Origin of the sequence: Vibrio atlanticus (assembly GCF_024347315.1) — a bacterium.
In the GTDB taxonomy this organism is placed as follows: domain Bacteria; phylum Pseudomonadota; class Gammaproteobacteria; order Enterobacterales; family Vibrionaceae; genus Vibrio; species Vibrio atlanticus.
Map to the genome: position 1 here is coordinate 39,247 of NZ_AP025460.1, position 12,896 is coordinate 52,142.

The following is a 12,896-nucleotide window of genomic DNA, read 5'->3' on the forward strand; positions in this document are numbered from 1 at the left end:
GACCCATACATATGTGCAACATAGTTTTTCATATGTGATATAAAATTCTTGCATAAGAGAGCGTAGCATTCGTGGTGTTGCAGCATTATTATAGGCGCGCAATTGAATTCGCTCCGATAGACCAAATTGAGAACCAAATGAAACTGAACCCAAGACAAGATGAAGCCGTGAAATATGTTTCGGGCCCCTGCTTAGTATTAGCAGGCGCAGGATCCGGTAAAACGCGTGTTATCACGAATAAGATTGCTTACTTGGTTCAAGAGTGTGGTTACAAGGCACGCAATATTGCAGCGGTAACTTTTACCAATAAAGCGGCACGCGAGATGAAAGAACGTGTGGGGCAAACTCTGGGTAAAGGTGAATCGAAAGGCCTGATCGTTTCGACTTTTCATACCATGGGCTTAACTATCATTCGTCGTGAATACAAAGCGCTGGGTCTGAAAGCGGGCTTCTCTCTATTTGATGACCAAGACCAATTGGCGCTATTAAAAGAGCTAACAGAGAGACAGATCGATGGTGATAAGGATCTGCTGCGTGCTTTAATGAGCACCATTTCGAATTGGAAGAATGACATGCTGACGCCAGATCAGGCGAAAGCTCGAGCTCAAGGCGAACAAGAGCAGTTGTTTGCATTCTGTTTTGAGATGTATCAGAAACAGATGAAGGCATACAACGCGCTCGATTTTGATGATCTGATTGCGATGCCAGTATTGCTTCTGAAAACCAATCAAGAAGTGCGTGAGCGCTGGCAGTCTCGTATTCGCTATTTACTTGTCGATGAGTATCAAGATACCAACACCAGTCAATATGAACTGGTTCGTTTACTCGTGGGTGAACGCGGTCGTTTAACTGTGGTAGGCGATGATGACCAATCTATTTACTCATGGCGTGGTGCAAAACCGCAAAACTTGGTGCTGTTAGGTGAGGACTACCCTAACTTACGCTTGATCAAATTAGAGCAGAACTACCGCTCAACGAGTCGAATTTTGCGTGCAGCGAATATCTTGATCGCTAATAACCCACACGTTTATGAAAAGTCACTGTTCTCTGAGATCCCGGACGGTGAAAAGCTCAAGGTACTGAATGCTAAGAATGAAGAGCATGAAGCAGAGCGTATTACAGGTGAGATCATCGCTCACAAGTTTTTAAACCGCACTGAATATAAAGATTACGCAGTGCTGTACCGTGGTAACCACCAATCTCGCTTGATTGAAAAAGCGTTGATGCAGAACCGTGTGCCTTACAAAATTTCTGGCGGTACCTCTTTCTTCGCTAGAGCTGAGATTAAAGACATCATGGCTTACCTCCGCGTGTTGGTGAACCCTGATGATGACAACGCGTTTCTACGTATTGTAAACACACCACGTCGTGAGATTGGCCCGGTGACGCTTGAGAAGTTAGGCAGCTACGCCAACATGCGTGGCAAGAGCTTGTTTGAAGCCAGCTTTGAGATGGGTTTAGAGCAAACTTTGACTGGTCGTGGTTTAGAAAACCTGCGCCGTTTCAGCGATTGGATTGTTCGTATTTCTGATAATGCTGAACGTGGCAATACCGTTGAGGCTGTTCGCTCTTTAGTTCGTGATATTAACTATGAAGATTGGTTGTACGAAACCTCGGCAAGCCCGAAAGCTGCAGAGATGAGAATGAAGAACGTTTCTGATCTTTATAGTTGGATTGTTGCTGACCTTGAGGGTGACAACTACGACAAAGAAGAGAAGACCCTACGCGAAGTGGTTCAACGTTTAACGCTACGTGACATGATGGAGCGTGGTGAAGATGATGACGATGCAGACCAAGTTCAATTAATGACATTGCACGCATCGAAAGGCCTAGAGTTTCCGTATGTGTTCCTGATGGGAGCCGAAGAGGGTATCTTGCCACACCAAACCAGTGTCGATGAAGGTAACGTAGAAGAAGAACGTCGTCTTATGTATGTAGGGATTACTCGCGCGCAGAAAGAGCTGACCTTCACTAAATGTCGTGAACGTCGTCAGTATGGCGAATTGATAAAGCCAACACAAAGCCGATTCCTTGATGAACTGCCGCATGAAGATGTGGAGTGGGAAAGCGTGAAGAAGCCTCAATCCGCAGAAGAACGAATGGAGAAAGGACAGGCACACATTGCCAACATTCGTGCGATGTTCAATAAGAAGTGATGTTTGGCTCTAAATCGAGACCAATAAAAAGGTGACCATGAGGTCACCTTTTTTGAATTTGGTATTTTTAATTACAGATCGGTAAATTACAGACCGGCAATCATGTGCTCGATAGCATCTTTGATTTCGTCGTCTGAACAGTCCATACATGACCCTTTCGCTGGCATAGCATTGAAGCCGTTGATTGCGTGGTCAGCTAGAATGTCGCGACCTTGGGCAATACGAGGACCCCAGTCACCAGCGTCACCTGTTTTAGGTGCGCCACTTACGCCAGATGCGTGACAAGCGATACAAAAGGTACCGTAAACTGCTGCGCCATTACGAGGGCCTGTTGGTTCTGCGGCTACTGGCTCGCTGCCGACTAGGTAAACTTGGCCAACTGGTTTGATGCGTTCAGCAATAGCATCTTGCTCTGCTTCGCTTAGGCCTGAAGCCATAGCGCCAGTTGAAAAGGTTAAAACTGCGATGACAACGCTTAAAATTCGACGAGACATATCCATTAAACTCACTTTACATTCCCAAGGTAAGTACATGCTTACCAATTTATAGTGTTGGAAGGGTGTTTTGGCTTTATCAGCAAAGAGCAACTGTTAAACCAATGTAAATAATGGGTGATTATATCCCGATAAGTTGTTGCAATAAACAACAACTTATAAGCTGCGGTGGGTTGTAGTACTCAAATAAGGGGTTTATCACATATTAACTGTCGAAAAAGAGACCAAACAGAAAAAAAAGTTAAAAAAGTACTAGACGGCATAAGGTGATATACGTATTATTCCACTCCGCCGACAGGGCATGCGCCTGTAGCTCAGCTGGATAGAGCGTTGGCCTCCGGAGCCAAAGGCCGAAGGTTCGAATCCTTTCAGGCGCGCCATCCGGTCTCTTACTTAGGTAAGTGAGAATTGGCAAAAAGAAATAATGGTGGCTATAGCTCAGTTGGTAGAGCCCTGGATTGTGATTCCGGTGGTCGCGAGTTCGAATCTCGTTAGCCACCCCATTCTTTCTTTACAAAATATCGGTAGCTTCGGCTTCCAGTGTTGATTCATTATTCCCAAGAGTCGATACAAAATTAGTCGGTGAATAGCGCAGCTTGGTAGCGCATCTGGTTTGGGACCAGAGGGTCGGGGGTTCGAATCCCTCTTCACCGACCACTATTTCAATAATCGCTTTTTAAGCGGTTATATAAAAGATTAGTGGTGGCTATAGCTCAGTTGGTAGAGCCCTGGATTGTGATTCCGGTGGTCGCGAGTTCGAATCTCGTTAGCCACCCCATTAATTTTGGTAACTTCATTGAAGTTTCCTGTTTGAGAATTCAAACGAAACGTCTCGGTGAATAGCGCAGCTTGGTAGCGCATCTGGTTTGGGACCAGAGGGTCGGGGGTTCGAATCCCTCTTCACCGACCACCTTAAGAAGCCTCGTCAGAAATGACGGGGCTTTTTTACGCCTGGAATTTAGATAATTTGAGACCAGAGGGTCGTGGGCTGGATCGCCAGTCCGATCAAATCCTTCTTCACCGACCACCTTTAAGAAAGCTCATCAGAAATGATGAGCTTTTTTTTCATCTGTAGATCTCTAGGTTGGAACCCAAGTGGGGTTCGCCTGATGTTCAAAGAATGTCTCTTCACTGTCTACCTTTAAGAAAGCTCATCAGAAATGATGAGCTTTTTTTTCATCTGTAGATCACTAGATTGGAACCCAAATGGGGTTCGCCTGATGTTCAAAGGATGTCTCTTCACTGGCCACCTTAAGAAGCCTCAACTAGCCGTCCGTGTCAGGAATGACGGGGCTTTTTTACATCTCTCATTTCAGTAATCCTCAATTTTTAATGCTGGGACCTCAACCGCTTCGACATCTTGCCTGATGTCACCTCCGTAAATCTCCTCCTTCCATACAATAAGATAGGCTTTTACCCTTTATCTCCATTATGGTGCTTATACGGAGCAGTTTGCTTTATCAAATGTGCAGATCGATATCTAATTTTATATAAAACTCACCACCAATCATTCGACAAATTAATAGGTTTGGTCTAAGGATTTTTATGAAAAGTGAAATTTGACGTTAAATATGTTCTCTAAGGCCTGTATTTGACAGGTTTCTTCGAATCTTGTTGTTTAAAAAATCCTTTGATTTATTAAATCTTTCGTTTTTCTTGTTTGTATTTATTAAAAAAATCATATGGTTGAATATGTTGTTGGGTTGGTTTTATCTGGTTATTTTGTTTGCTTAAATTGGTAAAGTTAGCGTTTGTTTCTATAGTGTTAATTGTTTTTTGGAATAATTATTTGATCTTGGTGGTTGGTGGGGATATGTGCTTTGAATGATATGTTTAACTCTACAAGTACGCAGTAGTAAGGGGTTTGTGAGTATTTGTTATTGGAAATATAATGCTGGTTTTCATTACTATATGCTATTCGAGTGAATACTTATGTGGCATTTTTACTTGCTAAGCGTTTAATGTCGACTTTTTATCCTATTTTTGTTGCTTTTCTGTGAATTATTTGCCAAGTTGTCAACCGTATAAAATATCAGAACAATATTCTGGTAAGAATGGATTCAATTTTGCAGACAGGGCAGAAAGCTGCCAAAGCAGTAGAGGTCTGGTAATGTCACTTTTAGAAGTAAAAAATCTTCGTATCGAATACCCATCTCGTCATGGAGTTCACGCCGCAGTGAAATCACTTTCGTTCAATATTGAACGTGGTGAGATTGTTGGCGTTGTAGGCGAGTCTGGTGCAGGCAAATCAACAGTAGGTAATGCTGTGATCGATTTGCTGAGCCCTCCTGGTCGCATTGCTAGCGGCGAGGTATTTCTGGACGGTGAAAAAGTTTCAGGCTTATCTCCTGAACAGATGCGTTCTGTTCGCGGCTCAAAGATTGGTTTTATCTTCCAAGATCCAATGACTTCTCTTAACCCTCTATTCACAGTAGAACAGCAGTTAAAAGAGACGATTCATGCCAACATGAAGGTTTCGGATCAAGAAGCCTACCAGCGCTCATTAGATCTGATGAACCAAGTGGGTATTCCGCAACCAGAAAACCGTTTAAAGCAGTACCCACACCAATTCTCTGGCGGTATGCGTCAGCGTGTTGTTATCGCGATCGCACTGGCAGGTGAACCTGACCTAATCATCGCTGATGAACCAACAACCGCACTGGATGTTTCTATTCAAGACCAGATCTTGGGTTTGATTCGCGACCTATGTATTAAGAAGAATGTAGGTTGTATGTTGGTCACACACGACATGGGTGTGGTATCTAATGTTACCGATCGCGTAGCCGTTATGTATCGTGGTGATTTGGTTGAGTTTGGTCCGACGGCGAAAGTCCTTGGTACTCCTGAACACCCTTACACGTACAGTCTTATCTCCGCGGTTCCGCGTTCAGATCGTAAACTTGATCGTTTTCCTCTTGTGAGCTACATCGAAGAAGCACATGAGATGGAACCACTTGATGTGAAAAACCACTGGTTAGGTCAAAGCCAAGACCACCGTGATTACACTGGTCCACTGTTGAATGTTGAAAACGTAAACTTGCGCTTTACTACCAAGGATTCTTTCTTTGAGAGTCGTCGTGAGTACGTTCAGGCGTCAAACAACGTGAGCTTTGAAGTGCATGAAGGTGAAACTTTTGGTCTTGTTGGTGAATCTGGTTCGGGTAAATCAACGATTGCTCGTGTGATTGCTGGTTTGTACGCACCCAACTCAGGCAAGGTAACGTTTGAAGGCGTTGACCTGACTGGGCTTAAATCTGAAAAAGAGCGTCGCCCAATGCGCCGCCAAATGCAGATGGTTTTCCAAAACCCTTACACATCAATGAACCCTCGAATGAAGATATTCGACATCATTGCTGAGCCGATCCGATTCCATAAGCTTACGCGCAACGAGAATGAAACTCGTCAGATCGTTCACGACCTGCTAGAGCACGTTGGTTTAGGCAAGATGGCTGGAGTTAAATACCCACACGAATTCTCAGGTGGCCAACGTCAGCGTATTTCTATCGCTCGCGCCTTGGCAACTCGTCCACGTCTTTTGATTTGTGATGAACCTACCTCGGCGCTGGATGTGTCGGTTCAGGCTCAGATCCTTAACCTATTAAAAGATTTACAAGACGAGCTCAACCTAACCATGCTGTTTATCAGTCACGATTTACCGGTTATTCGCCAAATGTGTGATCGTGTTGGTGTGATGCAAATGGGAGAACTATTGGAAGTAGCGCCAACTGAGCAGCTATTCCAATCGCCTCAGCATGAATACAGCAAACACCTAATTTCTTTAATGCCTGAATTTACAGGTTTAAGAGAAGAAAAAGCAGTGGCACAAGCCGCGGTATAAAAATCAGCAGGCTGGAGTTTAGCTTGCTAAAAACAATAAACAGACGCAAATACAACAACTAGGGATCTGGATTCCCGCATGAAGGAGTTATGCAATGAAAACCATGAAAAGCAAATTAGCAGTAGCTTTAATGGCAGCTGGCCTAAGCTTTAGTGCAGCAGCAGCAGATATTACCGTTGGCTACGCAGCTGACCCGGTATCACTTGACCCGCACGAGCAGCTGTCTGGTGGCACACTGCAAATGTCTCACATGGTGTTTGACCCTCTAGTACGTTTCACTCAAGAGATGGATTTTGAAGGCCGCCTAGCATCTAGCTGGGAGCGTGTTGATGAAACGACTTTCCGCTTTAACTTACGTAAAGGCGTGAAATTCCACTCTGGTAACGAACTGACTGCTGATGATGTTGTGTGGACTTTTGAACGTCTACAAGCTTCTCCAGACTTTAAGTCTATCTTCACGCCATACGAAAAAATGGTAAAAGTGGATGACTACACAGTTGAGCTAGTATCAAAAGCGGCTTACCCACTAGTACTACAAACAGCAACCTACATCTTCCCAATGGACAGCAAGTTCTACTCTGGTCAAACAGCGGAAGGTAATGACAAATCTGAGCTAGTTAAGCACGGTAACTCGTTTGCTTCGACTAACGTTTCTGGTACTGGTCCATTTATCGTAACGCAGCGTGAGCAAGGCGTTAAAGTAACGTTCGAGCGTTTCAACGATTACTGGGACACAGAAACTGAAGGTAACGTAGACAAGCTAACACTTGTGCCAATCAAAGAAGATGCAACGCGTGTAGCAGCTCTTCTTTCTGGCGATGTTGATATGATTCACCCTGTTGCGCCAAACGATCACAAGCGTGTTAAAAAAGCGAAGAACATCGATCTAGTAACGCTACCTGGTACTCGTATCATTACGTTCCAAATGAACCAAAACAGCAACGAAGCACTGAAAGATGTGCGCGTTCGTCAAGCAATCGTTCATGCGATTAACAATGAAGGTATTGTTAAGAAAATCATGAAAGGTTTCGCGACAGCTGCTGGTCAGCAGAGCCCAACAGGCTACGCGGGTCACAACGAAGATCTAGTTCCTCGTTACGATCTGAAAAAAGCGAAAGAGCTGATGAAAGAAGCGGGCTACGAAGACGGCTTTACACTAACTATGGCAGCGCCTAACAACCGTTACGTGAATGATGCGAAAGTTGCGCAAGCGTCTGCGGCAATGCTGTCTAAGATTGGTATCAAAGTTGATCTTAAGACAATGCCTAAAGCACAGTACTGGCCAGAATTTGACCTATGTTCAGCAGACATGATGATGATCGGCTGGCACTCAGATACTGAAGATTCAGCTAACTTCAACGAGTTCCTAACAATGACTCGTAACGAAGAGACTGGCCGTGGTCAATACAACTGTTCTGGCTACTCAAACCCAGAAATGGATGCGATTGTAGAAGCTTCTAATACTGAAACTGACCCAGTTAAGCGTTCTAAGATGCTGAAAGGCGTTGAAGCAACACTTTACAACGATGCAGTCTTCGTTCCTCTACACTGGCAGAGTGAAGCGTGGGGCGCGAAATCTAACGTAGGTGCAGCAGACGTAGTAAACCCAATGGTTATGCCTTACTTCGGCGACCTAGTTGTAAAATAATCTAGCTTGCTAGAATCGAGAGCCTGAAGCTTTCAGGCTCTCAATGTTATTAAGATATAGATTTAAGTTTCGGTATTTGGTCTTCCTTCAGTCTGGCTAAATACCTTTTTTAAGACTGAATTTTTTGTTGTCTAGTCGCGGATTTCGATTAGATAGTCATGGATAGATAAGGGGCAAGGAATGGTTACGTTTCTGGTCAAGCGCCTGTTTCAGGCACTGATAGTGATGTTTGTGATCAGTTTGGTGGCGTTTGCCATTCAGGATAACCTGGGCGACCCGTTACGTGAGTTAGTCGGTCAATCTGTTTCAGAGGCGGAGCGTCAAGCGCTACGCGATGAACTCGGCTTAAATGATCCCTTCGTTACAAAATACTCTCGCTTTGTAGGCGCAGCTCTACAGGGTGATCTTGGTACTTCATACTTCTTTAAGCGACCTGCAGTTGATGTGATTCTAGATAAACTAGTGGCAACTCTGGAGCTGGTATTTGGTGCTTCTTTAATTATTGTTTGTATGTCGATCCCACTCGGCGTTTACTCTGCTATTCACCCAAAAAGCTTTTTTACCAAATTGATTATGGCAGGCAGTAGTGTCGGTATCTCGGTTCCTGTTTTCTTAACTGCAATCATGCTGATGTATGTGTTCTCTATCGAGCTCGGTTGGCTGCCGTCATTTGGACGTGGTGATACGGCCAACTGGTTTGGTTGGGAGTCTGGCTTCTTAACGCTAGATGGCCTTGCACACTTAGTACTTCCGAGTATTGCTCTGGCATCTATCATGCTGCCGCTGTTTATTCGTCTAGTTCGTTCTGAAATGTTAGAAGTTCTAAGTTCTGAATACATTAAGTTTGGTAAAGCGAAAGGCCTAGCGCTAAACAAAATCTATTACCAACATGCATTGAAAAACACCATGCTACCGGTACTTACCGTTGGTGGTGTTCAGATTGGTACTATGGTGGCTTACACCATTCTTACGGAAACTGTTTTCCAGTGGCCAGGTACAGGCTTCTTATTCTTAGAAGCAATCAACCGTGTAGATACACCACTGATTACTGCATACGTTATTTTTGTTGGTCTTATTTTCGTCGTGACTAACACGATTGTTGATTTGCTTTACGGTGTTATCAACCCAACCGTTAACATCACAGGGAAAGGAGCATAATCATGGAACAGACATCGACAGTGCCGTCTCGCTGGGAACGTTTTAAGCAATCTGACATTGTGTATTACTTCTTACGCGACAAAGTGGCAATGGTGAGCTTCGCCATTTTCTCAATCTTCTTGGTGATGGCTCTAGCTGCACCTATCCTAGCGCCAACAGACCCGTACGACGTGACATCGATTGATATCATGGACTCAGAACTTCCACCATCATGGATGGAAGACGGCGAAGAACGCTTCTTGCTAGGGACGGATGAGCAAGGCCGTGATATTTTATCGACTATGCTTTACGGTTCTCGTTTATCACTGACTATTGGTTTCTTAGCGGTAGGTCTACAACTGACGCTTGGTATTATCATTGGCTTGTCTGCGGGTTACTTCGGTGGCCGTATTGATAGCTTCTTGATGCGCTTCGCTGATGTTCAGCTTTCGTTCTCAACCATGATGGTTGCGATCATTGTCTCGGCCATCTTTAAGGCAAGTTTCGGTAGTTATTTCTATGCACAATACGCTGTGGTGATGCTGGTGGTGATCATTGGTATCGCAGAATGGCCGCAGTATGCGCGTACTATTCGTGCATCAGTATTAGCAGAGAAGAAGAAAGAGTACGTAGAAGCGGCACGTGTGATGGGCTTTAGAGCACCTCGTATCATGTTCCGTCATATTCTGCCTAACTGTTTATCACCGATTTTGGTTATCTCTACAGTACAGGTGGCAAATGCCATCATGTCAGAAGCGGCACTTTCTTTCCTAGGTTTAGGCCTTCCAGTAGACCAACCGTCACTGGGTGCTCTGATTAGTACTGGTTTTAACTACATCTTCTCAGGAGCATGGTGGATCACTGCATTCCCAGGTGTGCTTTTGGTGACATTGGTTCTAGTTATCAACCTACTAGGCGACTGGTTACGTGACGTGTTTAACCCGAAAATCTATAAAGGGTGATAGTTCAGTTTGATTTTTAGTAAAAAAAATCACTAAACTAAGAGTCGTAAGCAATTACGGCTCTTTTTTTGCTTAATGAATTTGGAACTTAGTACCATTGATAGAGTCAATAGTACTTAAAATGGAATTCATGTTTTATCGACACTTGTTCGGTAATAATTAACCCCTAGAGGGTTTAAGTGGTGGTTATGAAGTTGACAATGAATGTTGTATGTCGTGCTGTGGTTAGAAATTATCGTATGGGGCTTATTGCTGCATCCCTGTTGGTATCAAGCCAAGTTAATGCCGAATCGGTTCTATGCGATGCGACTCAGGCAAGCACCAATCAGTTACCACAGCTAGAACAATCATGTCCGATTGGTAACGGTGTTTGGGGCAGTAAAGCGCCTAAACATCATTCAGATAACGATCTGTTTTGGGTTCAATGTGGTTTGTTGAATAAGCCTTTGTCACTGAGCAAAGCAAAGCCATTGTATGAGAAGATTTCAACGAACGTATGGATGAAGCCCGAAGGTGGAGACTATCGCTGCCTAATTGGTCCTTATTCTACTTTTTCTGATGCGAGAAAAGACTTAGCTCAGGTACGTAAGGTTTCTGGCTATGGCGAAGCCTTTATTCGTATGGTTGATAAATCGAAGACCTCTTCTTCACAACCGGTCGTGACCAAAGCAATGAAGTCAAAAACGGCAGAGCCAAAAACGGTTAAGCATCAAGCCCCTGTTAAGGCTAAAGTAGCAGCGAAACCAGCGCCGAAGCCGATAGCTGCTGCTCAAAAAACTGCAGTCGCGAGTGCTGCTGCCATTCAAGCTTTCCCTAGTCATGGTGCAAATTCAGACAATGATCTGAACATTGAAATACGCATGACAGCGAGTGTTGCGGCTAGTAAATATGCGATTCCTTATCTTTTAGGTGATGAACAACAGTTTTATATGGAGCAAGGTAAACCTTGGAGCCGACTCGATTACGACAGTGCCGAATTAGTATGTGATAAGATTAATATGACGCTGTTGACTGAAAAGCAGTGGCAAAGTCTCTTAGGGTCGAAGGTCATGGAAAATCAGAACTGGCCAATGCATCTACCTTATTGGGGAGCGGATAAAAAAGGCCTGTTTACTAACGGTAACGTAAACCAGCTTAAAGGCTCCTCACTACTTAATGTGATGTGTGTGAAATAACGAAGACGTGCGTAATACCAAATAAGCCTCAGCCATTGCTGGGGCTTTGTTGTTTATACGCCTTTCTTTTCAATATCAGGTCTATTTCCGGATACTCGGATTTTCAATACAAATTTGATTAAAAATAGCTAAAAATTGTTCAAATAGAGCAGTTGGTGCGTAGAAAACCATAACTCAAGCAATAAGGTGATTGAGATTATGAGTTTGAAGAAACGATTAGAAGACGTAGCCCCGCGTTTTGAAGCCGGAGGTAAATACGAAAAGCTTTACCCTGTCTATGAGGCGTTTGCCACCATCTTTTATACGCCCGGCAACGTAAACCGAGGCTTGACCCATGTTCGAGATAGTATCGATCTCAAGCGAATTATGATTCTGGTGTGGCTGGCGACTTTCCCTGCCATGTTCTGGGGCATGTATAACGTCGGGCACCAGAGTGTCTCGGCACTTACATCCAGTTATCAACTTAACGAACTTACCTCGGTTATTGAGAGTAGTTGGCGCTTGTCATGGGCATTTGGTGATGCACAGTCATTGATAGTAAGTAGCTGGGGAAGTCAAATGCTGCTCGGGGCTCTCTACTTCTTACCCGTTTACGCGACAGTTTTCGTCGTCGGTGGTTTCTGGGAGGTGCTGTTTGCCGTTGTACGTAAGCATGAGGTCAACGAAGGATTTTTTGTTAGCTCGGTTCTCTTTGCCTTAATTCTTCCACCGACTATCCCGTTATGGCAAGCAGCGCTAGGTATCACCTTTGGTATCGTTGTCGCGAAAGAGCTGTTTGGTGGCACAGGGCGAAATTTCCTTAATCCAGCGCTTGCTGGTCGAGCCTTTCTCTACTTTGCCTATCCTGCCAACATGTCGGGAGGTTTAGTATGGGTGGCAGCCGATGGTTATTCTGGTGCAACACCTTTAAGCCAATGGTATGAAGGTGGTGGCGCGTCACTCATCAATAACATGACTGGCGAGGCGATCACTTGGATGGACGCCTTTATCGGTAATATTCCGGGTTCGATGGGCGAGGTTTCTTCATTGCTTATCATGTTGACGGGGCTGATTCTGATTGTCATGAAGATCGCCTCTTGGCGCATTGTTGCCGGTGTGATTATCGGTCTCGTCGTGACTTCGAGTTTGATGAACTGGATTGGCTCTGATACCAACTCGATGTTCTCGATGCCGTTCTACTGGCACTTTGTATTGGGCGGTGTTGCCTTTGGCACTTTCTTTATGGCAACCGACCCAGTTTCTGCCGCGTTTACTAATCAGAGTAAGTGGGCTTACGGGATTCTGATCGGTGTGATGACGGTCGGTATTCGAGTGCTCAACCCTGCTTATCCAGAGGGCATCATGTTGGCGATCTTGTTTGCTAACCTTTTTGCTCCGCTGTTCGACTTTGTAGTGAAAGAGCAAAACATCAAACGCAGGCAGAAACGAACATTGCGCTGATTTCAGTGCAGATAGGGAAAGCGATTCCCATAAGAAAGGCTTGCAC

8 protein-coding genes and 5 tRNA genes are annotated in these 12,896 nt (G+C 44.5%); 12 read left to right on the plus strand and 1 reads right to left on the minus strand.

Annotated features, from left to right (window positions below; all coding sequences use genetic code 11):
- Positions 1-137: 137 nt before the first annotated feature.
- On the plus strand, positions 138-2,156 hold the full coding sequence (gene rep, locus OCV30_RS00175; RefSeq protein ID WP_012602966.1) for a DNA helicase Rep: 2,019 nt from the start codon (positions 138-140) through the stop codon (positions 2,154-2,156).
- Positions 2,157-2,242: 86 nt separating this feature from the next.
- Here rep and OCV30_RS00180 read toward each other — a convergent pair whose 3' ends face one another.
- Entirely contained in the window at positions 2,243-2,656 is a 414-nt protein-coding gene (locus OCV30_RS00180) for a c-type cytochrome (protein WP_065679626.1), read from the minus strand.
- 297 nt (positions 2,657-2,953) lie between these two features.
- Between OCV30_RS00180 and OCV30_RS00185 the strand changes: the two genes are divergently transcribed.
- The 11 genes from OCV30_RS00185 (at position 2,954) to OCV30_RS00235 (ending at position 12,850) form a co-directional block, all read left to right on the plus strand.
- A tRNA-Arg gene (locus OCV30_RS00185) sits at positions 2,954-3,030 on the plus strand.
- A 47-nt stretch (positions 3,031-3,077) separates the two neighbouring features.
- A tRNA-His gene (locus tag OCV30_RS00190) sits at positions 3,078-3,153 on the plus strand.
- Positions 3,154-3,230: 77 nt separating this feature from the next.
- Positions 3,231-3,307, plus strand: a tRNA-Pro gene (locus tag OCV30_RS00195).
- A gap of 45 nt (positions 3,308-3,352) precedes the next feature.
- Positions 3,353-3,428: transfer RNA gene (locus tag OCV30_RS00200), tRNA-His, on the plus strand.
- Positions 3,429-3,483: 55 nt separating this feature from the next.
- Positions 3,484-3,560 (plus strand) — tRNA-Pro (locus tag OCV30_RS00205).
- A 1,200-nt stretch (positions 3,561-4,760) separates the two neighbouring features.
- Positions 4,761-6,488, plus strand: a complete 1,728-nt coding sequence (locus OCV30_RS00210) for a dipeptide ABC transporter ATP-binding protein (RefSeq protein ID WP_065679627.1) — start codon at positions 4,761-4,763, stop codon at positions 6,486-6,488.
- A gap of 94 nt (positions 6,489-6,582) precedes the next feature.
- Positions 6,583-8,136: an ABC transporter substrate-binding protein gene (locus OCV30_RS00215; protein ID WP_009848075.1), complete on the plus strand. Its 1,554-nt coding sequence runs from the start codon at positions 6,583-6,585 to the stop codon at positions 8,134-8,136.
- Between the two features lie 180 nt (positions 8,137-8,316).
- A complete protein-coding gene (locus tag OCV30_RS00220) occupies positions 8,317-9,294 on the plus strand; it encodes an ABC transporter permease (RefSeq protein ID WP_009848074.1) in 978 nt (325 codons plus the stop codon).
- A gap of 2 nt (positions 9,295-9,296) precedes the next feature.
- Complete coding sequence (locus OCV30_RS00225; protein ID WP_065679628.1) at positions 9,297-10,235, plus strand: ABC transporter permease; 939 nt, start codon at positions 9,297-9,299, stop codon at positions 10,233-10,235.
- 188 nt (positions 10,236-10,423) lie between these two features.
- Positions 10,424-11,410: an SPOR domain-containing protein gene (locus tag OCV30_RS00230; RefSeq protein WP_065679629.1), complete on the plus strand. Its 987-nt coding sequence runs from the start codon at positions 10,424-10,426 to the stop codon at positions 11,408-11,410.
- A gap of 198 nt (positions 11,411-11,608) precedes the next feature.
- Entirely contained in the window at positions 11,609-12,850 is a 1,242-nt protein-coding gene (locus OCV30_RS00235) for an NADH:ubiquinone reductase (Na(+)-transporting) subunit B (protein WP_017103428.1), read from the plus strand.
- The last annotated feature ends 46 nt before the right edge of the window (positions 12,851-12,896 follow it).

Excerpts from the sequence above, each read along its gene's own strand:
- OCV30_RS00180 (WP_065679626.1), bottom strand. The coding sequence starts at position 2,656 with ATGGATATGTCTCGTCGAATTTTAAGCGTTGTCATCGCAGTTTTAACC.
- OCV30_RS00225 (WP_065679628.1), top strand. The coding sequence starts at position 9,297 with ATGGAACAGACATCGACAGTGCCGTCTCGCTGGGAACGTTTTAAGCAA.
- rep (WP_012602966.1), top strand. The coding sequence starts at position 138 with ATGAAACTGAACCCAAGACAAGATGAAGCCGTGAAATATGTTTCGGGC.
- OCV30_RS00210 (WP_065679627.1), top strand. The coding sequence starts at position 4,761 with ATGTCACTTTTAGAAGTAAAAAATCTTCGTATCGAATACCCATCTCGT.
- OCV30_RS00215 (WP_009848075.1), top strand. The coding sequence starts at position 6,583 with ATGAAAACCATGAAAAGCAAATTAGCAGTAGCTTTAATGGCAGCTGGC.
- OCV30_RS00230 (WP_065679629.1), top strand. The coding sequence starts at position 10,424 with ATGAAGTTGACAATGAATGTTGTATGTCGTGCTGTGGTTAGAAATTAT.
- OCV30_RS00235 (WP_017103428.1), top strand. The coding sequence starts at position 11,609 with ATGAGTTTGAAGAAACGATTAGAAGACGTAGCCCCGCGTTTTGAAGCC.
- OCV30_RS00220 (WP_009848074.1), top strand. The coding sequence starts at position 8,317 with ATGGTTACGTTTCTGGTCAAGCGCCTGTTTCAGGCACTGATAGTGATG.